Source organism: Halobacillus salinarum, assembly GCF_022919095.1.
In the GTDB taxonomy this organism is placed as follows: Bacteria; Bacillota; Bacilli; order Bacillales; family Halobacillaceae; genus Halobacillus_B; species Halobacillus_B salinarum.
In genome coordinates, this window is record NZ_CP095073.1 from 958,608 (window position 1) to 985,335 (window position 26,728).

The window sequence follows — 26,728 nt, forward strand, 5'->3', positions numbered from 1 at the left end:
GTTACAGTAAAGGTCGCAATAGTATTGCGATCTTTTCATTTATTTTCGTAGTGAGCGACCGTTTGGACAGCCACGCTTCGTCAAAAGCAATCGACTGACCGGCATCTTTCATAAACAATTCTTTTAATTCTTTTATAAATCCAGGGTCGTAAACGAATGTATTGACCTCCTTATTTAAAAACAGGCTTCTGCGGTCGAAGTTTGCCGTCCCGATATCAGCCACTTTTTCATCGATAATGAAGATTTTGGAGTGGTAAAAACCGGCGTCAAACAAGGAGATCTTTGCCCCGAGGTCTTTCATCCGTTTGAGGTAAGGGATAGCTGCAGGTTTGACAAACGGGTGGTCCGCTTTTAATGGGACGAGGATGTGAAGCTTTACCTCCCGCGTAAGCGCCTGCTCCAAGGCGCTCATCAGTTGTTCAGTAGGGATGAAATAAGGCGTGCCGATAAAGATTTCTTTCTCAGCCATGTGGATCAACTGCAGAAACTCCTCTTCCAAATTCACACCATCAGTCGCCGCGAACCGAAGGCGGTAACGGTCCAGTTGGTGATCGGAGTTTACAGGTTCCATTTTTTCACCTGTAGCCATTTCCCAGTCCGCAGCGAAAATGGTGTGAAGGTCTTCGACAGCAGGGCCGACGATCCGTAGGTGGTAGTCCCGCCAATTCCCGAATTTGGCGTTTTCCCCAATATAATTTTTCCCGACATTAAACCCTCCGACATAGGCCGCCTTCCCATCAATCACCGTAATCTTCCTATGATTTCTCCGGTTCAGCTTATAAAAAAAGAAGGGAAACCGCGGGGATTCTGAAAAACTGAAATAAACGCCGGATTCCCTGAGCCCGCGGACGATATTCCGGTCCATTTTATAGCCGCCGAGGCGGTCGACCATTAAGCGGACGGGAAGACCTTCTTCGGCTTTTTTCTTCAGTAAATCAAGCAGCTGTAAACTGATCTGGCTGTCGTCAATTAAATAAAAAAGCACGTCGATTTGTTCTTTCGCTTCGGCGATATCCTGAAAGAAATCTTCAAACAAAGGAGCACCGTTCTGATAGAGCTGGTATTCTCCTTCACTTTTTCCGAACGAAAGGTACTGGGCAGATGGCTTATGTGCTTTTCGGCCCATGATAAAATCAACAATTAACAGTAATATGAACATGATTAGGATAAAAATGGCAAGCAGCAGTCCCACACGAATCTCCTCCTATTGCGATCGGTAGACATAGTTTCCCCAATTTCACGGTTTTGAACAAAAGGAACGCGAAAATATATGTTGACTGAATGCTCATTCATAATTTATAGTAAAGGTATAAGATTCAGAAAATTGGCAGGTTTCTGAGCTGTATGTCGCATGCTGCGATGACAACAAAGAGGGGGAGAGGTAATGAATCCGTTGTTAGTGGCAAACTGGATTTTGTTCCTTGGTGTAACCGTTTACGGCTTGTACTTATTTGTCCGTATCGTTAGAACGCGTATCGCTTACATCCAAATGGGACGGAAATTTGAGTTTGATGGGGAGATTAAGAAACGACTAAAGAAAATATGGATTTATGTATTTGGACAAAAAAAGCTGCTAAAAGATAAAAAATCCGGCGCGATTCACGTCATGATGTTTTATGGATTTTTATTAGTACAATTCGGCGCCATTGATTTCATTTGGAAGGGACTGGCTCCGGACAGCCATCTGCCTTTAGGACCGCTGTATCCGGGCTTTACGTTTTTTCAGGAACTTGTCACACTGATGATTTTAGTCGCTGTCATCTGGGCATTTTACCGCCGTTATATTGAAAAGCTCGTCCGCTTAAAACGCGGCTTTAAAGCAGGGCTTGTGCTGCTCTTTATCGGCGGATTGATGATCAGCGTCCTCTTGGGGAATGGCATGGGGCTTGTATGGCACGGGCATGAAGGAGCTTGGACAGAGCCTGTTGCGACTTTAATTGCAAGCGCTTTCTCGTGGTTTCCGCCTGCTGCTGCAGCTACCGTGTTTTTTATTTGCTGGTGGGTGCACCTGCTCATTCTCTTAACATTTCTCGTCTATGTGCCTCAATCGAAGCATGCCCACTTGCTGGCGGCACCGGTCAATGTGTTTTTAAGCAGGGAAGACCCGCCGGGCAAGCTTAAGCCGATTGATTTCGAAATTGATGAAGAGGCTGATGAAGAGGATGTATCCTTTGGAGTCGGCAAAATCGAAGAGTTCACGCAGCTGCAGATGATCGATTTCTATGCCTGCGTGGAATGCGGCCGCTGTACGAATGTCTGCCCGGCCAGCGGCTCAGGTAAAATGCTGTCGCCGATGGACTTAATTATTAAACTTCGCGATCACTTAACAGAAAAAGGAGCCGCCGTAACCGGTAATAATCCATGGGTGCCGGCGTATGCTTTTTCCGGAACCGAGGGCAACCAGCTTGCGCAAATGGCCCGCTCTCAAGACACGGGTGAAGCAGCGGCAGCTGTTGAGGAAGTCAACAAAAAGAACTTAATCGGTGATGTCATTACCGAAGAAGAGCTCTGGGCATGTACGACTTGCCGGAACTGTGAAGATGCGTGTCCAGTCATGAACGAACACGTCGATAAAATCATCGACCTGCGCCGGTATTTAGTGCTGACGGAAGGAAAGATGGATTCCGATGGACAGCGGGCGATGATGAATATCGAACGTCAGGGCAATCCGTGGGGGCTTTCCAAAAAAGAACGGGAAAACTGGCGTGACATCGATGAGGATGTTCATATCCCAACCGTGAAGGAACTGAAGAAATCAGACGAAGACTTTGACTATTTATTCTGGGTCAGCTCGATGGGATCTTACGACAACCGCAGTCAGAAAATCGCGGTTGCTTTTGCGAAGCTGATGAATAAAGCAGGGATCAAATTTGCGATTCTCGGTAATAGAGAACAGAATTCCGGTGACACGGCGCGCCGGATGGGAAATGAGTTTTTATTCCAGGAGCTTGCCGAGAAAAACATGAAAGAATTCGAAAAACATAACGTGAAGAAAATCATCACGATTGATCCGCACGCGTACAACATTTTCAAAAATGAATACCCGGACTTCGGGCTGGAGGCTGAAGTGTACCACCATACCGAAATGCTGTCCCAGTGGCTGAAAGAAGGCAGGATAAAACCTGAAGCAGAAGTGAATGAGACGATCACGTATCACGACAGCTGCTATCTCGGCCGGTACAATGAAGTGTACCAGCCACCGCGGGAAGTGCTTGAAATGATTCCTGGGGTGAAGGTGGTAGAAATGAAGCGAAACCGCCAAAACGGAATGTGCTGCGGCGCCGGCGGGGGAATGATGTGGATGGAAGAAAAATCCGGCAACCGTGTCAACGTTGCCAGGACCGAACAGGCATTGGAAGTTAATCCAACGATGATCTCAAGCGGCTGTCCGTTCTGTCTGACGATGCTTTCGGACGGGACGAAGGCGAAGGAAGTGGAAGAAGAAGTCAGCACGATGGATATTGCCGAGATTCTCGCCAAGTCTGTCTTTCCTGAAAAACAGGAAAAGACCGCTTAGCGAAAAGCGTGTAAAAAAAGTAAATTTATTATGAAATTTGTGGAAAGTGTACGCTCTTTTATGTACACTTTCCTTATGAGGCGAAATTGAGCGAGCGTTCAATCGTCGTTTTTTGAAAGCGTTATCAATAAAGGGAGGAAATCAAACATGCGTAAAACAGTGATCGTTTCAGGGGCACGGACACCATTTGGCAAATTCGGAGGCGGGCTTGCTCCATTAACAGCAGCGAAGCTAGGGGGAATTGTCATAAAAGCAGCGCTTGAACGAGCGGGCTACAAGGCAGAGGAGCTGGATGAGGTCATTATGGGATCTGTTCTGCAAGGCGGCCAAGGTCAGCTTCCGTCCAGGCAGGCTTCCCGCGAAGCAGGGATTCCTTGGGATATAAAAACCGAAACCGTAAACAAAGTGTGCGCTTCCGGCATGCGCAGCGTTACGATGGCGGATCAGTTCATCCGGCTGGGGGATGAAGACGTGGTTGTCGCGGGTGGAATGGAAAGCATGAGCAACGCTCCTTACTTTATGCCAAAGGCAAGGTGGGGACTGCGCATGGGCGATGCTGCTGTCAAGGACATGATGGTCCACGACGGACTGACGTGCTCGTTTGAAAACGTCCACATGGGAACGTATGGCAACCGTACGGCTGAACAATTTGAATTGACGCGCGAAGCTCAAGATGAGTGGGCCTACCGCAGTCATCAGCGGGCCGTTAAAGCAATGGAAGACGGCAAGTTGAACGACGAAATCGTAGCGGTTGAAGTGCCGCAGCGAAAAGGGGATCCTCTAGTCATCGACACCGATGAAGCCCCGAGAAAGGATACTTCCATCGAAAGGCTTTCAAAGCTGCGTCCGGCTTTTGACAAAGATGGAACGATTACTGCCGGGAACGCTCCTGGAGTCAATGACGGCGCCTGCGCGATGCTGCTCATGTCGGATGAAAAAGCCAAGCAGATCGGGGCAGAGACACTCGCAACGATTGTGGCTCACGATGAAGTGGCTGTCGAAGCTCAGGATTTCCCGCAGACGCCGGGGCTTGTCATTAATAAACTATTGAAAAAAGCAGACAGATCCATCGATGAGATTGATTTATTTGAAATCAATGAAGCTTTTGCTGCTGTTTCTCTTGCGAGTGGGAAAATAGCGGGCATCGATCCGGAGAAAGTCAACGTCAACGGCGGAGCCGTTGCTCTCGGTCACCCGATTGGAGCGAGCGGAGCGCGTATTTTATTGACGCTTGCCTATGAATTGAAACGCCGCGGCGGTGGTCTTGGCATTGCAGCGATCTGTTCAGGCGGCGGCCAGGGCGATGCGGTCTTAATCGAAGTTCCAAAGCAATAAGGGGGAGAAATAGATGACGATCAATAACGTAATGGTCATCGGCGCCGGGCAGATGGGAGCAGGGATTGCCCAAGTATTTGCCCGGGCAGGTGTCGATGTAAAGCTCAACGACCTGAAGCAGGAAGCCCTCGATAAAGGGTTGGCAGGCATTGAAAAGCGATTGGCACGGGCAGTGGAAAAAGGCAGGATGACATCCGAAGAACAGGACACGGCCTTCCACCATTTATCCGGGACTACCAACATAGAAGACGCGGCGGACTGTGATCTCGTCATCGAAGCCGTTGTTGAAAACATGGAAGTGAAGACGAAAGTGTTTCAGCAGCTCGACGGAATTACGCCGGAGCATACGATTTTAGCCTCCAATACCTCGTCCTTGCCGATTACCGAAATCGCAGCTGCAACAAAGCGGCCGTCCCAGGTCATCGGGATGCATTTTATGAACCCGGTGCCGGTGATGAAGCTCGTGGAAATCATCCGTGCCATTCAGACGAGCGCCGAAACGTTTGAAGCCATTAAAGATATGACGAATAGGCTTGAAAAAACCCCGGTGGAAGTGAATGATTTTCCAGGCTTTGTCTCCAACCGGATTTTGATGCCGATGATTAACGAAGCCATCTACACGGTTTATGAAGGTGTCGCTTCCCCTGAGGATGTCGATACGGTGATGAAGCTCGGCATGAATCACCCGATGGGCCCACTCGCGCTCGCTGATTTTATCGGTCTCGATACGTGCTTATACATTATGGAAGTTCTGTATGATGGCTTTGGCGACAGCAAATACCGTCCTTGTCCGTTACTGAGAAAGTATGTGAAAGCGGGCTGGCTTGGCAAAAAGTCAGGACGTGGTTTTTACACCTACGAATAAAGGTGAAGGAGAGAAGCTGCATGAACATACGGTTTACCGATGAACAGGAAATGATGAGAAAAATGGTCCGCGATTTTGCCGAGAAGGAAGCAGCTCCGGCCGTAGAACGGATGGAAAGAGAGGACCGTTTTCCGGTCGAGTTAGTCAAGCGGATGGGAGAGCTTGGCTTGATGGGAATTCCGGTGCCGGAAGAGTACGGCGGGGCAGCTATGGATTATACCTCGTACATTATTGCTATTCACGAACTGTCAAAAGTGAGTGCGACGTTAGGGGTAATCCTGTCTGTGCATACGTCTGTCGGGACCAATCCTATCCTTTACTTTGGCACAGATGAGCAGAAGCAGAAGTACTTGCCTAAGCTCGCTTCAGGGGAATACTTAGGCGCGTTTGCCTTAACGGAACCGAGTGCCGGTTCTGATGCCGGCAGCTTAAAAACACGTGCGGAGAAGCAAGGAGACCATTATGTATTAAATGGCTCGAAAGTATTTATTACTAACGGTGGGGAAGCCGATACGTTTATCGTTTTTGCCCGGACTAACCGGGAAGAGAAGAATGGCCGGGGCGTCAGCGCTTTTATTGTCGAACGGGACACACCTGGCTTTTCAGTCGGAAAGCCTGAGAAAAAAATGGGGCTCCATGGTTCAAGTACCGTTTCTTTAAATTTTGACAACTGCCAGGTGCCTGCTTCTCAGCTGCTTGGCAACGAAGGCGAAGGCTTTAAAATTGCTCTTTCCAACTTGAACATTGGAAGAATCGGTATCGCTGCCCAGTCACTTGGAATTGCGGAAGCCGCTTTTGAACACGCAGCGGCGTATGCGAAGGAACGTGAGCAGTTTGGCAGGCCGATCGCTAAAAACCAGGGGATTTCCTTCAAGCTTGCCGATATGGCCACCTCAGTGGAGGCTGCAAAACTATTAGTTTACCAGGCTTCCTATTTGCATAACAACAGCGAGCCATGCGGCAAAGAAGCATCCATCGCCAAGCTGTTTGCTTCAAAGACAGCGATGAACACAGCGATTGAAGCCGTCCAGGTTCACGGAGGCTACGGCTACACCGAGGATTATGCAGTTGAGCGATTTTTCAGGGACGCCAAAGTATGCGAAATCTATGAAGGCACGAGTGAAATCCAGAGAATTGTCATTAGTAACCACTTGTTGAAAGATTAAGAGGAGGAGCAGCAATGGATTTTAAATTATCAGAAGAACAGGAAATGCTCAGAAAAATGGTCCGGGATTTTGCAAAGAAAGAAGTCGAGCCGACGGCTGCTGAGCGTGATGAAGAAGAACGGTTCGACCGTGAGATTTTTGACAAAATGGCAGAGCTCGGTTTGACGGGGATTCCGTGGCCGGAGGAGTATGGCGGCATCGGTTCAGATTTTGTCAGCTATGTAATCGCTGTAGAAGAGCTATCCCGTGTGTGTGCGTCGACAGGGGTAACGTTGTCCGCCCACATTTCCCTCGCCAGCTGGCCGATTTACAAGTTCGGGAACGAAGAACAAAAGAAAACGTTCTTAGCCCAGCTTGCAACGGGAGAAAAACTAGGAGGCTATGCTTTATCGGAGCCAGGAGCAGGAAGCGACGTTTCATCCATGCGTACCCAGGCGAAGCTTGACGGCGACCACTACGTGCTGAACGGCAACAAAGTATGGATCACTAACGGAGGCGTCGGCGACCTTTATATCGTGTTCGCCAAGACAGACCCGAGTGCCGGAAGTAAAGGGGTCAGTGCTTTTATCGTAGAAAAAGGCACAGAAGGCTTCAGCTTCGGAAAGAAAGAGAAAAAGCTCGGCATCCGTTCGTCTCCAACGACAGAACTTATTTTTGAAAATTGCAGAATTCCTAAAGAAAACCTGCTTGGAGAAGAAGGGCAGGGCTTTAAAATTGCGATGATGACGCTGGACGGCGGCCGCAACGGCATTGCTGCCCAAGCCGTGGGAATCGCTCAAGGGGCTCTTGATGCGTCAGTCGGTTACGCGAAAGAGCGGGAACAATTCGGCAAGCCGATCGCGAAGATGCAAGGCATTTCCTTTAAGCTGGCAGATATGGCGACGGACATTGAAGCAGCTCGTCTATTAACATACCAGGCGGCGTACTTGGAATCCGAAGGCCTTCCATATGCCAAAGCGTCTGCAATGGCGAAATTGTTTGCCGGAGATGCCGCGATGAACATTACGACCGAAGCCGTCCAGGTTCACGGCGGCTATGGCTATACGAAGGATTATCCTGTCGAACGATACATGCGTGATGCGAAAATTACACAAATCTATGAAGGTACTAATGAAATTCAACGACTCGTCATCGGGCGGATGGTCACACAGTAACAGAAAGGGACGATGGTATGCACCCGCTTGCTGAAAGGATTCAAAAACAGGATATGAGGGCTCTCGCCAGGGCCATTTCACTCGCAGAAGGCGAAGGCGAAGAGAAGCTGAAGCTGATGAGCGACATTTTTTCCATTAAGAAAAATGCCCACTACATCGGGATCACCGGTTCACCAGGGGCGGGGAAGAGCTCGCTCATCAACCGCCTGCTCACTTACCTTCGCAGCCAGGATCTCACGGTTGCAGTCGTAGCCGTTGATCCTACGAGTCCTTTCAGCGGCGGATCGCTTCTCGGTGACAGAACCCGGATGAACCAGCATTTTACCGATCCCGGCATTTTCATTCGCAGCATGGCGACACGCGGCAGCTTAGGGGGGCTTGCACGAGCGACGAAAGACGCGATCCGCGTCTGCGATGCTTACGGTTTTGATATCATCCTCGTCGAAACCGTCGGCGTCGGACAGTCGGAGCTTGATATTATGAAGGTCGTCGACACAACTGGTCTCGTGCTGACGCCGAACAGCGGTGATGTGCTGCAAATCTTCAAAGCAGGGATTATGGAGATTGCCGATTTATTTATCATTAATAAAGCAGACTTACCCGGGGTGGAAAAATTAAAAACCACCCTTGAAGAATATATGATGATCGCCCAGCCGAAAGGGTGGCAGCCGCCGATTGTTGAGACCATCTCCACGGAAAATGCGGGGATGGATACACTTTGGAATGAGCTGAACCGGCACCGGGATTATTTATGGAACACAGCCCAAGGTGAAAAGCAGCGCAATCAGCAGCTCAAGCTTGAAGTATACGAACTGATCCGCGAGGAAATTTGGCGCAGTGTGCAGGCAGAGGTCGAAAAAGACCCGGAAAAACAACAAGCATTGAAAGAAGTAGATGCTGATCCTTACCAGCTTGCCCGCGAATGGTTCCAACAATGGATCAGAAGGGAGAATGACCATGGTGAATAACCAAGTTCCATCTTCGATCAAGGATGAAGCGCTCGTCTCGAAACGAAGGAATCAAATGATCAAAGGGGCTGTGGCTCTTTTTAAAGAAAAAGGCTTCCACAAGACGACCACGCGTGAAATTGCCAAAGCTTCCGGATTCAGCATCGGCACGCTTTACGAATACATTCGCAAGAAAGAGGATGTGTTATTTCTCGTCTGTGATTCCATTTACCAGCGCGTAAAGGAACGCATGGAAGCTTCGATTGATACGAATGAAACGAGTCTTCAAAATCTCGTGCAAGCCATTCGCTCCTATTTTCAGCTGATGGATGGCATGCAGGACGAAGTGCTCGTCATGTACCAGGAGGTCAAATCCTTATCGAAGGATGCGCAGGATTACGTGCTGCAAAAAGAACGGGACATGGTTGCCATGCTTGAACAGGTGATTGTAAACAGCCTGTCTGAAAAGATTCCAGAAGCAGATGTCGCCTTAATTGCGAATAACATTTTCGTTCAAGGACAGATGTGGGGCTTCCGCCGCTGGATTTTAAAACGGTCGTTTACGTTGGACACTTATATTGAACGTCAAACCCACTTACTGCTGGAAGGCTTAAGCAGTCAACTCAAAGAAACTCAATCATAAAGGAGGAATCATGATGGAACAGCCTGCTTTATATAAGGCGAAGCATCCAGTCCGATTTGTAACCGCTTCCAGTTTGTTTGACGGCCATGATGCTTCGATCAATATTATGCGGAGAATTTTACAAGCGACAGGCGCTGAAGTCATTCATTTAGGGCATAACCGCTCTGTGGAAGATGTCGTCAATGCGGCCATCCAGGAGGATGTTCAGGGCATCGCTATTTCTTCCTATCAAGGCGGCCATGTCGAGTATTTTAAATATATGGTCGATTTACTAAAGGAAAAAGGAGCCGGTCATATCCGGGTGTACGGAGGCGGGGGTGGGGTCATTATCCCGCGGGAAATTAAAGAGCTGCACGATTACGGGGTAGCTCGTGTCTTTTCACCGGAAGACGGCCGCAGCTTAGGGCTCCAGGGCATGATCAATCAAATGGTGGAGGAATGTGATTTTCTTCCGCCGCTTGATGTCGAAAAAGGGGTGGAAGCTCTGTGCAAAGGCAGCCATCCGGCGGTAGCGAGGTTTATCACGTATGTGGAAAACACGCCGAAGAATGAGCGGGAAGATGTCGCTGCTTTTGAAACGGCCGTCGAAAAAATGACCGATAAAAAAGTGCCGGTCCTCGGAATTACGGGAACCGGGGGCGCCGGAAAAAGCTCGTTAACCGACGAGCTGATCCGCCGTTTTATCAATGAGATCCCTGACAAAAAGATTGCGATTCTTTCGGTGGACCCGACGAAAAAGAAAACCGGAGGCGCGCTGCTTGGTGACCGGATCCGCATGAACGCAATTCTCAATCCGCGTGTATATATGCGCTCGCTTGCTACAAGGGAAGCGCGGTCTGAGCTGTCTGCCGCTGTTGCAGAAGCCGTACAGGTTACGAAAGCAGCCGGATTCGATTTTATTATTATTGAAACGAGCGGGATCGGCCAAGGCGATGCTGCCATTACCGATGTCACCGATTTGTCCATGTACGTGATGACAGCTGAATTCGGAGCGCCTTCTCAGCTTGAGAAAATTGATATGATCGACTTTGCTGACTTTATTGTCATCAACAAGTTTGAGCAGAAAGGTTCTGAGGATGCCATGAACCAGGTGCGCAAGCAGTATGAGCGCAGCCATATGCTTTTTCACGAGGATAAAAGCGCGTTTCCTGTGTACGGTACGATTGCCAGCCAGTTTAATGATCCTGGTACGAACACATTGTTTGCAGCGATTGTCGATAAGCTGAACGAAGATTTCAACTGGCAGGATGAAACGACGCTTGAGCGTGTCAGTAAAGTAGAAAAGCAGAACGTCATCATCCCGAACGAACGTAAACAGTATTTACGCGATATTTCCCTTGCGGTCCGCAACTATCATGAAGAAGCACAGGATCAAGCGGCTAAAGCGCGTAAGCTCTACCAGCTCAAAGGGACCGTAGAAGCACTCGAAGAGGAAGAGGTAAAAAGGAGCCTCGAGCGCCTGATTGAGGATTATGAACGGTCGCTGGATAAAGAGGCTGCTGATAAACTGGCGGACTGGGATGGTCTCCACGAAAGGTACAGCGGAGATACGTACACGTTTAAGGTGAGAGAAAAAGAGATTACGATGGACATCACTACCGAAAGCCTGACCGGGTTAAAAATACCAAAGGTAGCCTTGCCGAAATATTCGGATTGGGGCGACCGGCTCGTCTGGCTGCTCACCGAGAACGTGCCCGGAGCATTTCCATTTACTGCGGGAGTCTTTCCGTTTAAACGAAAAGGCGAAGATCCGAAGCGCCAGTTTGCCGGTGAAGGAACGCCGGAGCGTACGAACCGCCGTTTTCATTATTTATCTGAAGGCGATGAGGCGAAGCGGCTCAGTACCGCTTTTGACTCGGTCACGTTATACGGGGAAGATCCGGATGAACGTCCCGATATTTACGGGAAAGTCGGCGAAAGCGGAGTAAACATCTGCACTCTTGAAGATATGAAAAAGTTGTATGATGGCTTCGATCTCGTCGATCCGACAACTTCCGTCTCAATGACCATTAACGGTCCGGCTCCGATTATCCTTGCGATGTATTTCAACACGGCGATCGACCAGCAGCTGAATAAGTTTGAGCAGGAACAGGGAAGAAAGCCGAATGAAAAAGAAGCAGCCCAAATTAAAGAAGACACGATTAAGGTTGTCCGAGGGACGGTGCAAGCCGACATCCTGAAGGAAGATCAGGGGCAGAATACGTGTATTTTCTCCACAGAATTTGCCCTCCGGATGATGGGCGATATCCAGCAGTACTTTATTGACTACGAAGTACGTAACTATTATTCCGTTTCGATTTCCGGTTATCACATTGCTGAAGCAGGAGCGAACCCGATTACCCAGCTTGCGTTCACCCTTGCCAATGGGTTTACGTACGTGGAATATTACTTGAGCCGGGGGATGGATATTAACAAGTTTGCTCCAAACCTGTCCTTCTTTTTCTCCAATGGGCTCGACCCTGAATATACCGTGCTCGGCAGAGTGGCGCGCCGAATCTGGGCGATTGTGATGAAAAATAAGTACGGAGCCAACGAACGGAGCCAGAAGCTGAAATACCACATTCAGACGTCCGGCCGTTCACTGCACTCACAGGAAATCGACTTTAACGATATCCGCACAACTTTGCAGGCACTGATTGCGATTCAGGATAACTGTAACTCACTGCATACCAATTCTTATGATGAAGCGATCACCACCCCTTCTGAGGAGTCCGTGCGCCGGGCGATGGCGATCCAAATGATTATCAGTAAAGAGTTCGGTTTGACGAAAAATGAGAATTCGCTGCAAGGGTCTTATATCATTCGTGAGCTCACCGACCTTGTTGAGGAAGCGGTGCTGCAGGAATTTGAACGAATCAACGACCGCGGCGGAGTGCTTGGCGCGATGGAACGCCAGTATCAGCGCGGCAAAATCCAGGAAGAATCCCTGTATTATGAAGGGAAGAAGCATTCCGGCGAACTGCCGATCATTGGGGTCAATACGTACTTGAACCCGAATCCTCCTACCGAAGATGAAATCAACGCGATGGAACTGGCTAGAGCCAGTAAAGAGGAGAAAGAACATCAAATTACAGAACTCCGCAAGTTCCAAACGCAGCATGAAGCTAAGGCAGCAGAAGCGCTGCGCCGATTGCAGGAAACAGCACACAGCGGCGGCAATGTTTTTGCTGAACTGATGGAAACTGTGAAATACGCGAGTCTCGGCCAAATCACCCACGCCCTATACGAAGTGGGCGGGCAGTATCGTCGAAATATGTAAAAGCAGACCTCCAAGCCATGGTGGAATAGGACTTGGAGGTCTTTTTTGTCGAAAAGTTCATACCATTCGACAAACTCCAGTGGAGTTCGACGGCATCAATTTGAGATAATAATAGGAAAGAAAATAAGGCTGGGATTAGGAGATTTTATAAAAGGGGAGCCTTACTATGGGAATTTCCGGGCGTATTATTAAATACGTAAGGAAAGAGAAGGGTGTTACACAGGAATGGCTGGCGGAAGGCATTTGTTCGATTTCCTATTTGAGCAAAGTGGAGAATGAGACGCTTGAGCCGAGCAGCGAAATTCTAGATCTTTTAGGCGAGCGGCTGGGAATTGCACAAGGAGAGCGCCGCGGAGAACAGCGAGAGCTCTTAGAGAAAGAGTTATTCCATTGGTACCATTTAATGAAGCATGACCAGCATATGAAAGCAGCGCAGAAATATATCGAATTATCAAGCTGTTTTCCCCATCCCATTTATACGGAGCTCAATGATTATTACGATTTATTCCGCTTTCGTTTTGAAGTGGCCGCAAAGCAGACGGTCATGGTCAATGCGGAGGTCCACACGCTGATGCAGTGGCATCCCCATTGGACGGGAGACCGCCATTATTTAGCGAGCAAGATGCTGGGGTTTTATTATCATTTAACGGGCGAGCACCACAAAGCGCTCGATTATTTCCTGGCAGCGGAGCAGCAGACAGATCGGACCATTGATAACGTTGATCCTGAATTGTTTTATTATCTGGCTGTCACTTATTTGGAAATCGGACTGCCATTAAAAGCGATTTCCAATGTGCAGGAGTCTCTCCAGCTCTATCATGAGGCCTTAAATGAAAAAGCTGTGCTCAAGTGTAAGCTCCTGCTTGCTGAAAGCTTTCACGCTATTGGAGATCACGAAGAAGCCCATAAAACGGTTAAGAAAATCTTAGCGCTTCAGGATAAAAAAGAGCATGCAGAGATAGCGGGGAAGGCGTATCTTTTGTCTGGCACAATTGCTGTAAGAAAAGGGAATGCAAAGCTTGCGTTAGACAGTTTTTATCAGGCCCTTACGTATTTAGAGGCATCCATAGGGGAAACGGCTGCCGTTTATTATGGTCTGGCAAGGGCTCATTATGAACTAGGCGAGGAAGAACAAGCGATCTCCTGTATTCAGCACGCGTTTCAGGAGACAAGCGATACGAAACAGCACTACCGTCTTTACATGCTGCACGCCTCGGTGACGAACACCGCCGATACGCTTGCCTGTATGAATAAGCTGGAGTATGAAATCCTTCCCTATTTTCTTGCCCGTGGAGATCGTGAAGACTATTTGCGGGGGATGGAAATGCTGGCAGAGATTTTCCTTGAAAAAGAGGAGTACAGGAAGTCAGCGATGGTTTATCGTGAAGCGGCCCGGTATCGCACGAACCAATACGAAGCGTTCGGGATGAATGGAAGATAAAGGCCCGGTAGACGTCATGAAGACGACACAGGGCCTTTTTTTAATGGCCGCCAATCTGGTCTTTATCATGCGGCTGATTGACATGGGTCACAAACGGGGTTTTCGTGCCGTACCATTCATAGGTAACATGGTAGGCCTCCCCTTTATTTAGCAGCATCCACGTATTTTCGTCCTTCACTTGAAGCTCCTTCCCGTTCACTTTGATGAAATACCCTTCATCATTATGGGTCTTTTCGGAAATGACCGCTTCACTTATTTCCTTTGTATGGATCAAGCCATAATTCGTATAGAGCCATACCCCGGCAGTCAGGACAAGGATGATCGTAAAAATCCAATTCAGGGGGTGGTTTTTCATCCAAGCTCGCTCCTTTATTTCTGTGCAGTCTATTCTATATTTTACGATAAAAGATAAGGAAGACCAAGTTAAATGCGGTTCTCACCGTATGGGAGACGTGTTTCCTTGGTATAATGATGAGAAACACCTGATTCCGGGGTTTAGGGATGGTAGTCTATGAATGATTGAAAATAGCATAGACCGTTTGTCTTATGCTGGTCGTGTCTATCCGGGCGCTTCCGCTTTTCTATGTCTAATTCCAGCGCCTAGCTGCTCGTGACATAAGTCAACCGGTGCTGTGGCGAAGAACGCCACGGCACCGTTTGTCTTATGCATGTCGCAGCTGACCAAGGCGCTTCCATTTTTCTATTGTCCAGCTCTGACTCGCAGCTCCCCGCTGATCTAAGCAATCATCCTCCAGAGGCAGAAAACCATGCCTCTTGCGGCTGCTTGCTTAGCCTGAGGGATCTGAACGCTCGTCGCCGCTTTTCTATTTGATTTTTGTTTTTTATGGTCATATAATGGGTGGTATGATTAAAATGTGATTCGTATGCCTATGGAGTTATGGATACTATTTATAGAAGGTAAAGGAGTGCTGGATCGTGAGCTTAAAAGAACTAAGCAAAGACCAAGTGGATGAGATTTCCATGATCGAACTTGCAACGATCATTTTAGAAGAGGAGAGACAGGCCCTCGACTTTAATGAAATGTTTAACCGCATTGCTGCGATGAAAGGTTTCACAGAGGAGCAGAAGGAAAGCTACATCGCTCAATTTTATACGGATATGAATATTGATGGCCGGTTCATGACGATTGGAACAAACCAATGGGGTCTGAAACGCTGGTATCCGGTTGAACAAATGGAAGAAGAGATTGCCAACCTTCCTAAGAAACGGAAGAAGAAAAAGAAGAAGCCTTCTAAGATGCTTGACGAAGAGCTTGGCGAAGAAGATTATGATGATGAAGATTACGATGAGGACTTGGAAGAAGACGTAGAGCTGACGGACGAAGATCTCGACCTTGATGACGACGACGATGATGATTATGAAGGTGACTATGAAGATGACGACCTTGATGAAGAAGAGGAAGAGATGATCGAGGACGATGTCAGCTTCATAGGAGAAGAAGACGAAGAGAAAGAAGAATAGCATAAAAGTATGGTTGACTTTCCAAATGTAAATAAGTACAATTCAATTTGGGCTCTTTAATTTTCTAAAATGAAATGCGGAACGCTCCCCAAAAGCGGGGAGCGTTTTTTTATTTTTACACGAGTAATAAATGACTTTCAAAAGGGTATGATCACGATGGAACTGTTCCATTGCTCAAGCGCGGAATTTTACAGCCGGAAATGTGAATGAAGTCATGCCTGTAACCTATGAAGCGTAATTTGCTACCGCGTGTCCCGTGTCATATAATTGCTTTGGTAACTTATTAATGAAATCTCATATGTTTTATCTTCCTGGAGAAAGTTGGCTAATACATGACATACTCTTACAAGGACGTGTCGGTGGTGATACCGGCTTATAATCCTGACCATAAATTACTGGATTTGCTGGACAAGTTAATAAGGTTCAGCTTTCATGAAATTGTCGTAATCAATGATGGAAGCCACCTGGAAAGTCAGACGATTTTTGACAAGATTTCGAAAGAATACAGCAACTGTGTTTTGCTTGAGCATCCTGAGAACAAAGGGAAGGGCCGGGCATTGAAAACCGCTTTTCAATACTATAAAGATCATCACCCTGAAGGAGTCGGCATGGTGACCGCAGATGCGGACGGCCAGCATTCTCCTGAAGATATTAAAAGGGTAGCTGAAGCGCTTATTGATAAGCCTGAGGAACTCGTTCTAGGCGTCAGGGATTTTACTACGGAAAATATTCCGTTTCGAAGCCGTTTTGGCAATAATATGACAAAGTCGGTCCTTCGTCTGACTTCAGGTATGAAAGTGACGGATACCCAGACGGGACTGAGAGGGATCCCGCGTGAATTTGGCCGCGAGCTCCTTTATGTCGAAGGAGACCGCTACGAATTTGAAATGCGGATGATTCTCGCTTGTAAAACATACAAGCGTGAGATTTCCGAAGTAGAGATCGAAACCATCTATATTGATGAAAACGAATCCTCCCACTTTAACCCGATCGTCGACTCGATCAAAATTTATTACGTATTTTTAAGGTTTTTAGTGTCGTCGGCCGCATCGTTTCTCGTGGATATCGGGATGTTCGCTTTATTCTCAGCGATCTTTAAGGCGTTTCTGCCGATCGGTTTTATCGTGGTGCCGACCATTCTTGCTAGGATTGTTTCGTCCTTGTTTAATTACTTTGTGAACCGCAACATTGTATTCAAATCTTATAAGTATACGAAACGAACGCTTGTGAAGTATTATGCGCTGGCTGTTGTTATTTTGGCTGGCTCTTCCGCTGGTGTGCATTATCTCTATGAATGGATAGGTGATCACGAAGTATTGATTAAGCTTGGGGTCGACTCCGTCTTATTCTTATTCAGCTTCTATATTCAAAAAGCATGGGTCTTTGATCAAAGCCCTGCCGAGAGCATTCGAGAGGTGGAATATGAGTAGCGTCATCATCATGTTTACTTTGATGCTGATTTCTTTTACCGGCTATGGAATTTACTTGAAATCCAAGTTCAACCTAGTCCCAGCGGCTATTCCGATCGTTTTGTTTTCGAGTATAGTCGTTGTTTTATTTATCAGCGGGCTTGTCCAATTGATCCTGCCTGCTGTTTACCTTATTTTTGCTGTGGGTCTTCTTCTGTTTGTATACGGCTTGTTTCTTATGGCTAGAGACAAACGGTTATTTATCAATCTGCTTACGCCTTCGACGGTGTTTTTTATTGCCGGTACGGCGTTTTTTGCTTTTTTATTAAGGGATGCCATTTTTATACAGTATGATATTTTCAGCCATTGGGGTTTAATTGTAAAAGAGATGGTCGAAGAAAACAGCCTTCCTGACCGTTCCACTGTGATTACATTCAGGAATTATCCGCCAGGGACAGCGATTTTTGTGTACTACGTCGTCACGCTCGTGGGCTATTCTGAGAGTGCGGCACTCATCGGGCAGGGGGTGCTGATTGCAGGCTTATTGTCTACATTCTTTATTTTTTCAAGCTGGAAAAAGCCATTCGCTGTGATTGCCTCCTTTTTTGTTGCCTTGTTTCTTTTACTCGTCGATGGAGATAACGTGTATTCCCTGCTCGTCGATTTAATTCTTGGCTACATTCCTGCTGCGGCGCTGTTGGTCGCCTACTATTACCGGGACCGATTTGAAAAGATGACCGTATTGCTAATGCCGATTCTTTCCTTTGTGATTTTGACAAAAGACAGCGGCAAAATCTTTTATGCGTTCTGTTTAATCTGGCTCATCGGTTTAATGATTAATTACGTGAAGAATCATCGTTTAAAAGGGAGAGCCAAAGGTAAGGCTTTCCTGTGTGGATTCGTCAATCTGCTCGCCATTCCCATTGCGATGAACTTTCTATTCATGGCTTACACCTTGTTTGCTTATGATGCAAGCTATGGGTCGAACCGCCATGCGGTGACAGCAGGCCGGTTCAGCTTAGACCGGTTCACTTCCGATTTTGGAAGGACGATGGTATCCAAGCTTGGTCATGCGATCGCAGATTCAACATTAGTCCACTTGATGGTCATCAGTTCGGTTATTGCCGTGGCAGCGATTTTTATCATTCGAGCTTTAGACAAGCGCTGGCCGAAGACATTGAGTTGGAGTGTTATTTTCGTTAATTTATTTCAAGCGCTCTACGGCGCTTTGCTTTACTTGCTTTATTTGTTTCTTATGCCGGAAAACGAAGCGATTAATCTTGCCGGCTTTACCCGGTACGAAGCATCGGCAGCGATTTTCTGCATGGGCACGCTGCTCGTCTTTATCATTCGGGAAATTACAAGACTTGAACGGTATTGGCTGTTAAAGGTAGTGATGGCCGCAAGCATTGGTCTTCTGCTCCTGCCGATCAAAGGAGAAGCGGATGCACTGCTGCATCAGAAAATGTCTAAAGGCTCCTTACGTTTAGAAGCGTTGGACATGTATCACAAGCTGGAAAAAGCTGAAAACATCTCCGGGCAAGATGAGGTGACACTGATCCAGGACCTCGGCCACCGGGACAGCTTTTATTTGGATCATGTGATGACTTACGAACGATTGAATTTCAACACTTATACTTTTACGTATTGTGATTCAGAAAAATTAAAGCAGCGGCTGAATAAGGACTTAAAGAAAAGCGATTATTTAGTCGTAACGAGAAACATCGGGAAAGACATGAAGCAGTGCATAGGCAGCCAGATGGAAGTGAAAAAAGGCGCCTATAAAGTAGAAGATGGCAAAATTACAGAACGAGTGAATTTGCCTCAGGGTGATGAGACGGAGCAGTAACGCGCTGCTTTTTATAAAAAAGATCATAGAGAAAGAGGGATTATCGTGGCAACTAAATACATTTTTGTAACTGGAGGCGTTGTTTCCTCCTTAGGAAAAGGAATTACGGCGGCTTCCCTAGGACGGCTGCTAAAAAACCGGGGCTTAAAAGTCACCATCCAAAAGTTTGATCCATACATCAACGTGGATCCGGGAACGATGAGTCCTTATCAGCATGGTGAAGTGTTTGTAACTGATGACGGAGCAGAAACAGACCTCGACCTTGGACACTATGAGCGTTTTATTGACATTAACTTAAATAAATACAGTAACGTAACAACAGGGAAAGTGTACTCGAATGTGATTAAGAAAGAACGCCGCGGTGATTATCTCGGCGGAACGGTCCAGGTCATTCCGCACATTACGAATGAAATCAAGGATCGTGTCTTCCGTGCCGCCCATGAAACAAACGCCGATGTTGTCATTACGGAAATCGGGGGAACGGTAGGGGACATCGAATCGCTGCCATTCCTTGAGGCGATCAGACAGATCAAAAGCGATATCGGCCGTGAGCATGTAATGTATCTGCACTGTACGCTCGTGCCTTATTTAAAAGCGGCAGGAGAAATGAAAACAAAGCCGACACAGCACAGCGTGAAAGAGCTCCGTTCCCTGGGTATTCAGCCGGATGCAATTGTGCTCCGGACTGAACAGGCGATTTCGGAAGAGATGAAAGAAAAAATCGCTCTCTTCTGTGATATTGCTAAGCATGCGGTCATTGAAGCGCGTGATTCCGACACGCTTTACAAAGTGCCGCTCACGCTTCAGGAACAAAAACTGGATGAGCTGACGTGTAAGCATTTCGGCCTAACGTGTCCTGAAGCAGATATGACGGAATGGAATCAGCTCCTCGAACAGGTGCAGAACCTGCAGGAAAAAGTCACGATCGCTCTTGTCGGTAAATACGTTGAGCTGCCAGATGCCTATATTTCAGTCGTAGAAGCGTTGAAGCATGCAGGCTACAGCTACAATGCGGATATTGAAGTGAAATGGGTCAACTCTGAAAATGTAACGAAGGCAAATGTCGGCGATCATTTGGCAGGAGCCGACGGGATCCTCGTCCCAGGAGGCTTTGGTGACCGCGGGATTGAAGGAAAAATCGATGCGATCCGCTATGCACGGGAAAACCGTGTACCGTTTCTCGGTATCTGCCTCGGTATGCAGCTTGCTACTGTGGAATTTGCTAGAAATGAGCTTGGTCTTGAAGGTGCCCATTCAGCAGAAATCAATCCGGCGACGCCGCATCCAATTATCGATCTTCTTCCTGAGCAGAAAGAAATTTCTGATTTGGGCGGTACTTTAAGACTAGGAATTTATCCATCCAGGCTTCAGCCGGGAACTAAGGCGATCGAAGCATATGGAGAAGAGGTTATTTATGAGCGTCACCGCCACCGGTTTGAATTTAACAACCACTACCGGGAACAGATGGAAGCGAAAGGGTTTAAGTTCTCCGGCACGAGTCCGGACGGACGTCTGATTGAAATTATTGAGGTGGAGGATCATCCTTGGTTTGTAGCGAGCCAGTTCCATCCGGAATTCAAATCACGACCGACAAGACCGCAGGAATTGTTCTACGGCTTTATCGGCGCAGCGATGAAACAGAAGCAATAAGGATATCAATAAAAATAGCGCGGTGGCTGACTTCTCAGCTACCGCGCTTTTCAGGCAGTAGAATAGATCTACCAGATTACTGTTATGAGAAAAGGAGGCAGGGAAATACTCGCTTTCCATGGGCGACGTCAGGTTTCCTCAGCCTGCGGCTTCCGGGGTCCTGCCCTGTCTTTTGTTCCCATAGGAGTCCTGCATTTCCCTGCCTCCTTTATGAAATTGGAATTATTCCTTATTTCCTGGGCATTAAAACCCAGAGGAGTGATGAATTTAGAATCTTTATCCTCATCGAGTAAACCCTGTTTAACGAACACAGAGTGTATAAGAGTTCTTTTCCCAGCCCTGAATAAAGAGAAACTATTCCTGCTGAAAACAGTTAATACAGGATTCAGTATTTCAGGTTACCATGTCCCATCTTAAATAGACTGCTGAAAACGAAAGAGTTTCTCTGCCATGTAAAAAGCGCAGTGGCTGCTTCAGCCACCGCGCTTTTAATAAAATTACTCTTGATAATCATCCATGATTTCTTCTATCGTAAGCCTTAAGACGAAATAAGCATAAAACATCGTCATCACGGATGGAAAACCGACCCGTCTCATATCAAAGGGGAGGAGCGGTCGTGTGATTTTAGTATCAATCAGAAAGTCTGCTTCCTGCTTCAGACGGTTTTCTTTATCTTTTTGTACAGCAGCCAGGGCAATGACGTCAGCACCTGCTTCCTTTGCTTCCTTAGCAAGCTTAACCGCCTCGGGATGGTCAGCCGTGCGAGCAGCTATGAGTACACGGTCAATCTCCGTAAGAGTGTCTTCCGCTATGTAAATCTTTGCTTTCGGCATCGGTTCCGGACCTTGCAAGGCTTCAGCCTCAATGGATTCCATTTCCTCGAAGCCCTTCACATAAATAATTCCTTCACCTACAAGCGCTTGGGAGAGACTTCTTGCCGCATCTTCTATGTGAAATTCTTCGGTTTTTGCAATTTGCTGGAATTGGCCGGTTAACTGTGTTTGCAGCATCTTCAGCATACGGTTCCCCTCTTTTCTCATATCCTTGTAAACCATAGCTTAGCATAAGATCCTGCCTAGCAAAAGTTCCAAACTATAGCCAAATAAAGGCAGGAATTCTGACAGAGAACCTCGAAATACAAAGTTAAGAAAAATATAGATTATAAATACAGGTATAGGAGATTCAGAACCAAAGAAAGGCAGGGAAGCCACGTGACGAACAAGATTTTAATTGTAGACGACCAACCAGGAATCCGTATGCTGCTGGAAGAAATTCTTAAAAGCGAAGGATACGAAATAGTAACTGCAAAAACCGGGAAGCAAGCATGTGAGATGATGGAGGCGGAGAAACCTGACCTGACAATTATGGATTATAATCTGCCTGTGATGAACGGTCACGAAGTGTTGAAGACTTTTGATGAAATGAGTGCTCATAATCCTGTCATTATCATTACCGGATCTTCTGAGGATTCGATTAAGGAACATACGCAGTTTTCTTTTGTGCAGGAAATCATCGCTAAACCCTTCGATATCCATAAGATGAAAGAAGTGGTAACAAACACGCTGGTCCGCAGCTAATCCACTCCATTAAAAAATCTTTTTTTAAATGAAAGCGTTAACTATAGATGTGTGTGTTGCGCCATTGCAACGGTATTGGTATTCTAATACTGTAGCTTAACATTACCGGTATCGTATCACTGGATACGTGCTAGTTTATAGGAGTACGATTTTATTTAAAGGAGGATCTTTCATGCCGCTAGTGTCTATGAAAGAAATGCTAGAAAAAGCTAAGGAAGAACGTTACGGCGTTGGCCAGTTCAACCTTAACAATTTAGAATACGCTCAGGCGATCCTGCAGGCTGCAGAAGAAGAGCAGTCTCCGGTAATCTTAGGAGTTTCTGAAGGTGCCGGGCGTTATATGGGTGGCTTTAACGTAGTTGTTGATATGGTTAAAGCTCTGATGAAATCATACGGGACGACTGTGCCTGTTGCGATTCACCTGGATCATGGATCCAGCTTTGAAAAATGTGCAGAAGCGATTCATGCCGGATTTACTTCCGTAATGATCGATGCTTCCCACGACCCGCTTGAGGAAAACATTGCGTTAACGAAAAAAGTCGTTGAACTTGCGCACATCCACGGTGTTTCTGTTGAAGCAGAATTGGGCCGTGTAGGTGGTCAGGAAGACGACATTATTGTAGAGGATGCAGAAGCAGCCTATGCGATTCCTGCAGAATGTAAAAAGCTTGTCGATGAAACAAACGTTGACGTTTTCGCGCCGGCGCTAGGTTCTGTACATGGTCCTTACAAAGGCGAACCGAACCTTGGCTTTGACCGCATGGAAGAAATCATGGGAATTGTCGATAAGCCGCTTGTGCTTCACGGCGGGACAGGCATCCCGACAGCGGACATTAAGAAAGCTATTTCTTTCGGAACCGCTAAGATCAATGTCAACACAGAAAATCAATTCTCCCAGGCCAAAGCTGTACGTGCCGTACTGGCTGAGAAGCCTGAATTGTATGACCCGCGTAAGTATTTAGGACCAGGACGCGATGCCATTAAAGAAACAGTTATTGGCAAGATGCGTGAATTTGGTTCTTCCAATAAAGCTTAATAATTGAATGAGTAAGGAAGCCGTTACGATGTAGCGGTTTCCTTTTCCACGTGATTGAAAACGTAATCATTGCTCGTTTTTCAATAAATAAATACAAAAAGGGAGAGGAGTAGTACCATGAAATTTTTTGTAGACACAGCGAACATTGAGGAAATTCGTGAAGCGAATGCGTTAGGGATTCTTGCAGGTGTAACGACAAACCCGAGTTTAGTCGCGAAGGAAGGCGTTTCTTTCCACGATCGTTTGAAAGAAATTACGGATGAAGTGGACGGTTCTGTCAGTGCAGAAGTTATTTCTGAAGACGCAGAGGGTATGATTAAAGAAGGGAAGGAACTTGCGGCCATTGCTCCAAACATTACCGTTAAAGTACCGATGACGCTTGAAGGCTTAAAAGCGGTTAAAGCGTTCAGCGATCTGAATATCAAAACCAATGTGACGCTTGTTTTTTCTGCTAACCAGGCGCTGCTTGCTGCTCGCGCAGGAGCGTCCTACGTTTCTCCATTCCTTGGCCGTCTTGATGATATTGGTCAAAATGGAGTGCCGCTTATTTCTGAGATTGCGGAAATTTTTGACCGCCACGGAATTGAAACAGAAATCATTGCTGCATCCGTGCGCCATCCGATTCACGTAACGGAAGCAGCGATCAGCGGCGCTCATATCGCAACCCTTCCATTCAAAATTTTTGGCCAGCTCGTGAAACATCCACTGACAGACCAGGGAATTGAGAAATTCTTAAACGATTGGAATAACCAAAAATAATACGAGTGAATTGGCAAAAATTGCACATGCTAATGTCGTAATCTTTACCTTTTAAAGTGAGGAGTTTCTCATGCGAAAACTATTAATAGAAGGCGGAACTCGACTGCGCGGCCAGGTGAGAGTCAGCGGGGCGAAGAACAGCGCCGTTGCTCTTTTGCCTGCTGCCATATTAGCGGATTCTCCAGTAACGATCGAAGGTCTGCCCAACATTTCCGATGTTGGGATTTTATCAGAGCTTCTAAGGGAAATTGGAGGAAAAGTGGAACAGGATGGAAGAACGATAGAAATCGATCCTTCCAATATGATATCGATGCCGCTTCCGAATGGAAGAGTGAAAAAGCTTCGTGCATCCTATTACTTTATGGGAGCAATGCTGGGCAAGTTTAAAAAAGCCGTCATCGGCCTGCCGGGCGGGTGCCATCTTGGTCCACGTCCAATCGACCAGCATATCAAAGGCTTTGAAGCACTCGGGGCAGAGGTATCGAACGAGCAGGGAGCGATCTATCTTCGTGCCAAAGAGCTTCGCGGGGCGAGGATTTATTTGGATGTTGTCAGTGTCGGGGCTACCATTAACATCATGCTCGCAGCTGTACGGGCCAAAGGAAAAACGGTCATCGAGAATGCTGCAAAAGAGCCTGAAATTATTGATGTGGCCACTTTGCTCACGAGTATGGGGGCAAGGATCAAAGGAGCCGGGACCGACGTCATCCGGATTGAGGGGGTAGACCAGCTGGACGGCTGTCTGCACACCATTATTCCTGACCGCATCGAAGCCGGCACCTATACCATTATGGCTGCTGCGCAAGGCGAGGAAATGATTATTGACAATGTGATTCCACAGCACCTCGAATCTTTGCTTGCAAAGCTTCGTGAAATGGGTGTAACCATCGAAGAAAATGATGAACAGCTTTACGTTCGTCCTAGTGAGAAAATGCGCAGTGTAGATATTAAAACACTGGTGTATCCAGGTTTTCCGACTGACCTGCAGCAGCCGTTTACGTCGTTATTAACGAAGGCATACGGGACAGGCGTCGTTACAGATACGATCTACCAGGCGCGTTTTAAGCATATTGACGAACTTAGACGGATGAATGCTTCCATCAAAGTTGAAGGAGGCGCAGCGATTGTATCCGGCCCATCGAAGCTTGAGGGGGCTAAGGTGAAGGCAACGGATTTACGAGCAGGCGCTGCGTTAGTCATCGCCGGCTTAATGGCCGACGGCATTACAGAAATTACTGGCGTTGAGCACATTGAGCGCGGATATGAGAACATTACCAATAAGTTAGTGGAGCTTGGTGCGAAAGTCTGGTATGAGGAGATGTCAGACGAAGAGATTGAGCAATTCCAGAACTCATAACAAATGGGTGATTGCCCATTTCCATGGGGAGATGAGGAGAAATCTAACTGATAGGGGAGAATGAACCATGGAAAGAAGTTTATCAATGGAATTAGTACGAGTGACAGAGGCAGCTGCTTTATCATCAGCCCGCTGGATGGGGCGCGGAAAGAAAGAAGAAGCGGATGATGCCGCTACTTCTGCGATGCGTGATGTATTTGACACGATTCCGATGAAAGGCACCGTCGTGATTGGTGAAGGAGAAATGGATGAAGCTCCTATGCTGTACATAGGGGAAAAGCTTGGAAATGGATACGGTCCGCGCGTGGATGTTGCTGTAGATCCACTTGAGGGCACGAACATTGTAGCTCAGGGAACGTGGAACGCGCTCGCGGTTATTGCAATTGCCGACCATCACCAGCTTCTGCATGCTCCGGATATGTATATGGACAAAATCGCCGTAGGTCCGGAAGCTGTAGGAAAAGTTGATATCAATGCTTCCATTGCTGACAATCTGCAGGCTGTTGCCAAGGCGAAGAATAAAGAAGTCGAAGATGTCGTTGCGATCGTGTTAAATCGGAAGCGTCACGAGCGGGTTATTGAGGAGATCCGTGAAGCAGGCGCCCGCATTAAACTGATTCCTGACGGCGATGTGGCAGCTGCGATTAATACGGCATTTGACCATACCGGCGTAGATATTCTGTTCGGCTCTGGTGGTGCACCTGAAGGGGTGCTTGCGGCTGTTGCTCTTAAATGTCTCGGCGGAGAGATTCAGGGCAAACTGATTCCTTCCAACGACGAAGAATTAGAACGCTGCAAGACGATGGGCATAGAAGATATTAACAAAGTGCTCCATATGGAAGACTTCTGCGGCGGCGACGATGCGATTTTCGCAGCTACCGGTGTTACCGACGGCGAACTCCTGCAAGGTGTACAGTTTAAAGGCCAGAAAGCGACCACTCAAACCTTGGTCATGCGTGCAAAGTCGGGCACAGTACGTTTCATTGATGGCGATCACAGTTTGAAGAAAAAGCCAAACTTAGTCATAAAACCTTAAGTGATTATACAGGAAGCCGGGTATTCCGGCTTCCTGTCATTCTATATTGACCATCCTTTAAAAAATTCAAAAAATCATTGAATCCACATGTCTATTAGTTGTACAATAAAGAATGTTTCATAGAGAAAACGGAAACAATGACGATGAGTAAACCTCCGTAAGCTGCTTATTTAACTTCCTAATACTTCTCCTGTATCTTCACGGGCGCATCCAATTTGAGAAGTCCAAACTACGAAACTATTTCCT

General features: G+C 47.1%; 21 protein-coding genes. 18 read left to right on the plus strand and 3 right to left on the minus strand.

The genetic code is table 11. The annotated features are described in order from the left end of the window. Position 1 precedes the first annotated feature (1 nt). On the minus strand, positions 2–1,192 hold the full coding sequence (gene cls / locus MUN89_RS05010; RefSeq protein ID WP_244711936.1) for a cardiolipin synthase: 1,191 nt from the start codon (positions 1,190–1,192) through the stop codon (positions 2–4). 192 nt (positions 1,193–1,384) lie between these two features. Here cls and MUN89_RS05015 point away from each other — a divergent pair, with 192 nt between their 5' ends. From MUN89_RS05015 to MUN89_RS05055, 9 genes are all read left to right on the plus strand, one after another. Continuing rightward, complete coding sequence (locus tag MUN89_RS05015; RefSeq protein WP_244711938.1) at positions 1,385–3,517, plus strand: heterodisulfide reductase-related iron-sulfur binding cluster; 2,133 nt, start codon at positions 1,385–1,387, stop codon at positions 3,515–3,517. 147 nt (positions 3,518–3,664) lie between these two features. Continuing rightward, entirely contained in the window at positions 3,665–4,852 is a 1,188-nt protein-coding gene (locus MUN89_RS05020; protein ID WP_244711940.1) for an acetyl-CoA C-acetyltransferase, read from the plus strand. A gap of 13 nt (positions 4,853–4,865) precedes the next feature. Then, positions 4,866–5,717, plus strand: coding sequence for a 3-hydroxybutyryl-CoA dehydrogenase (locus MUN89_RS05025; protein ID WP_244711941.1), 852 nt, complete (start codon positions 4,866–4,868; stop codon positions 5,715–5,717). A 20-nt stretch (positions 5,718–5,737) separates the two neighbouring features. Continuing rightward, a complete protein-coding gene (locus MUN89_RS05030) occupies positions 5,738–6,883 on the plus strand; it encodes an acyl-CoA dehydrogenase (protein ID WP_244711943.1) in 1,146 nt (381 codons plus the stop codon). Between the two features lie 14 nt (positions 6,884–6,897). Further along, positions 6,898–8,037: an acyl-CoA dehydrogenase gene (locus tag MUN89_RS05035; RefSeq protein ID WP_244711945.1), complete on the plus strand. Its 1,140-nt coding sequence runs from the start codon at positions 6,898–6,900 to the stop codon at positions 8,035–8,037. A gap of 17 nt (positions 8,038–8,054) precedes the next feature. Beyond that, on the plus strand, positions 8,055–9,005 hold the full coding sequence (gene meaB / locus MUN89_RS05040; RefSeq protein WP_244711947.1) for a methylmalonyl Co-A mutase-associated GTPase MeaB: 951 nt from the start codon (positions 8,055–8,057) through the stop codon (positions 9,003–9,005). After that, on the plus strand, positions 8,995–9,627 hold the full coding sequence (locus tag MUN89_RS05045; RefSeq protein ID WP_244711948.1) for a TetR/AcrR family transcriptional regulator: 633 nt from the start codon (positions 8,995–8,997) through the stop codon (positions 9,625–9,627). Before meaB ends, MUN89_RS05045 begins: the two co-directional genes overlap by 11 nt. A gap of 13 nt (positions 9,628–9,640) precedes the next feature. Next, positions 9,641–12,886, plus strand: a complete 3,246-nt coding sequence (icmF, locus tag MUN89_RS05050) for a fused isobutyryl-CoA mutase/GTPase IcmF (protein WP_244713577.1) — start codon at positions 9,641–9,643, stop codon at positions 12,884–12,886. Positions 12,887–13,052: 166 nt separating this feature from the next. Next, the gene (locus MUN89_RS05055) at positions 13,053–14,327 is read left to right on the plus strand and encodes a helix-turn-helix domain-containing protein (protein ID WP_244711950.1); all 1,275 of its coding nucleotides are present in this window, start codon (positions 13,053–13,055) and stop codon (positions 14,325–14,327) included. Between the two features lie 40 nt (positions 14,328–14,367). Here the strand turns inward: MUN89_RS05055 and MUN89_RS05060 are convergent, their stop codons facing one another. Next, positions 14,368–14,682 carry a hypothetical protein gene (locus MUN89_RS05060; protein ID WP_244711952.1) on the minus strand — a complete coding sequence of 105 codons (315 nt, stop codon included), beginning with the start codon at positions 14,680–14,682 and terminating at the stop codon, positions 14,368–14,370. Between the two features lie 581 nt (positions 14,683–15,263). Here MUN89_RS05060 and rpoE point away from each other — a divergent pair. The 4 genes from rpoE to MUN89_RS05080 all read left to right on the plus strand — a co-directional run bounded on the left by rpoE (position 15,264) and on the right by MUN89_RS05080 (position 20,717). Continuing rightward, a complete protein-coding gene (gene rpoE / locus MUN89_RS05065; RefSeq protein WP_244711954.1) occupies positions 15,264–15,809 on the plus strand; it encodes a DNA-directed RNA polymerase subunit delta in 546 nt (181 codons plus the stop codon). 353 nt (positions 15,810–16,162) lie between these two features. Next, complete coding sequence (locus MUN89_RS05070) at positions 16,163–17,239, plus strand: bifunctional glycosyltransferase family 2/GtrA family protein (protein ID WP_244711956.1); 1,077 nt, start codon at positions 16,163–16,165, stop codon at positions 17,237–17,239. Then, positions 17,232–19,067 (plus strand): hypothetical protein, encoded by a 1,836-nt coding sequence (locus MUN89_RS05075; protein ID WP_244711958.1) that lies wholly within the window; start codon positions 17,232–17,234, stop codon positions 19,065–19,067. The genes MUN89_RS05070 and MUN89_RS05075 overlap by 8 nt, the downstream gene beginning before the upstream one ends. A gap of 45 nt (positions 19,068–19,112) precedes the next feature. Beyond that, positions 19,113–20,717, plus strand: coding sequence for a CTP synthase (locus tag MUN89_RS05080; protein ID WP_244711959.1), 1,605 nt, complete (start codon positions 19,113–19,115; stop codon positions 20,715–20,717). 497 nt (positions 20,718–21,214) lie between these two features. Here the strand turns inward: MUN89_RS05080 and MUN89_RS05085 are convergent, their stop codons facing one another. Further along, the gene (locus MUN89_RS05085) at positions 21,215–21,736 is read right to left on the minus strand and encodes a DUF2529 family protein (RefSeq protein ID WP_244711961.1); all 522 of its coding nucleotides are present in this window, start codon (positions 21,734–21,736) and stop codon (positions 21,215–21,217) included. Between the two features lie 192 nt (positions 21,737–21,928). Between MUN89_RS05085 and MUN89_RS05090 the strand changes: the two genes are divergently transcribed. The 5 genes from MUN89_RS05090 (at position 21,929) to glpX (ending at position 26,482) form a co-directional block, all read left to right on the plus strand. Beyond that, entirely contained in the window at positions 21,929–22,294 is a 366-nt protein-coding gene (locus MUN89_RS05090) for a response regulator (RefSeq protein WP_244711963.1), read from the plus strand. A gap of 172 nt (positions 22,295–22,466) precedes the next feature. Further along, positions 22,467–23,330 (plus strand): class II fructose-1,6-bisphosphate aldolase, encoded by an 864-nt coding sequence (fba, locus tag MUN89_RS05095; RefSeq protein ID WP_244711965.1) that lies wholly within the window; start codon positions 22,467–22,469, stop codon positions 23,328–23,330. Positions 23,331–23,447: 117 nt separating this feature from the next. Next, entirely contained in the window at positions 23,448–24,089 is a 642-nt protein-coding gene (gene fsa, locus MUN89_RS05100) for a fructose-6-phosphate aldolase (RefSeq protein ID WP_244711967.1), read from the plus strand. A gap of 70 nt (positions 24,090–24,159) precedes the next feature. Then, a complete protein-coding gene (locus MUN89_RS05105) occupies positions 24,160–25,446 on the plus strand; it encodes a UDP-N-acetylglucosamine 1-carboxyvinyltransferase (RefSeq protein WP_244711969.1) in 1,287 nt (428 codons plus the stop codon). A 67-nt stretch (positions 25,447–25,513) separates the two neighbouring features. Further along, positions 25,514–26,482, plus strand: coding sequence for a class II fructose-bisphosphatase (glpX, locus tag MUN89_RS05110; protein ID WP_244711971.1), 969 nt, complete (start codon positions 25,514–25,516; stop codon positions 26,480–26,482). Positions 26,483–26,728: the final 246 nt, after the last annotated feature.

Coding starts and splice junctions, on each gene's coding strand:
- MUN89_RS05085 (WP_244711961.1), bottom strand. CDS start 21,736: ATGCTGAAGATGCTGCAAACACAGTTAACCGGCCAATTCCAGCAAATT.
- glpX (WP_244711971.1), top strand. CDS start 25,514: ATGGAAAGAAGTTTATCAATGGAATTAGTACGAGTGACAGAGGCAGCT.
- meaB (WP_244711947.1), top strand. CDS start 8,055: ATGCACCCGCTTGCTGAAAGGATTCAAAAACAGGATATGAGGGCTCTC.
- MUN89_RS05030 (WP_244711943.1), top strand. CDS start 5,738: ATGAACATACGGTTTACCGATGAACAGGAAATGATGAGAAAAATGGTC.
- MUN89_RS05015 (WP_244711938.1), top strand. CDS start 1,385: ATGAATCCGTTGTTAGTGGCAAACTGGATTTTGTTCCTTGGTGTAACC.
- MUN89_RS05045 (WP_244711948.1), top strand. CDS start 8,995: ATGGTGAATAACCAAGTTCCATCTTCGATCAAGGATGAAGCGCTCGTC.
- MUN89_RS05060 (WP_244711952.1), bottom strand. CDS start 14,682: ATGAAAAACCACCCCCTGAATTGGATTTTTACGATCATCCTTGTCCTG.
- MUN89_RS05075 (WP_244711958.1), top strand. CDS start 17,232: ATGAGTAGCGTCATCATCATGTTTACTTTGATGCTGATTTCTTTTACC.
- MUN89_RS05035 (WP_244711945.1), top strand. CDS start 6,898: ATGGATTTTAAATTATCAGAAGAACAGGAAATGCTCAGAAAAATGGTC.
- fba (WP_244711965.1), top strand. CDS start 22,467: ATGCCGCTAGTGTCTATGAAAGAAATGCTAGAAAAAGCTAAGGAAGAA.
- MUN89_RS05055 (WP_244711950.1), top strand. CDS start 13,053: ATGGGAATTTCCGGGCGTATTATTAAATACGTAAGGAAAGAGAAGGGT.
- icmF (WP_244713577.1), top strand. CDS start 9,641: ATGGAACAGCCTGCTTTATATAAGGCGAAGCATCCAGTCCGATTTGTA.
- MUN89_RS05105 (WP_244711969.1), top strand. CDS start 24,160: ATGCGAAAACTATTAATAGAAGGCGGAACTCGACTGCGCGGCCAGGTG.
- MUN89_RS05025 (WP_244711941.1), top strand. CDS start 4,866: ATGACGATCAATAACGTAATGGTCATCGGCGCCGGGCAGATGGGAGCA.
- fsa (WP_244711967.1), top strand. CDS start 23,448: ATGAAATTTTTTGTAGACACAGCGAACATTGAGGAAATTCGTGAAGCG.
- MUN89_RS05020 (WP_244711940.1), top strand. CDS start 3,665: ATGCGTAAAACAGTGATCGTTTCAGGGGCACGGACACCATTTGGCAAA.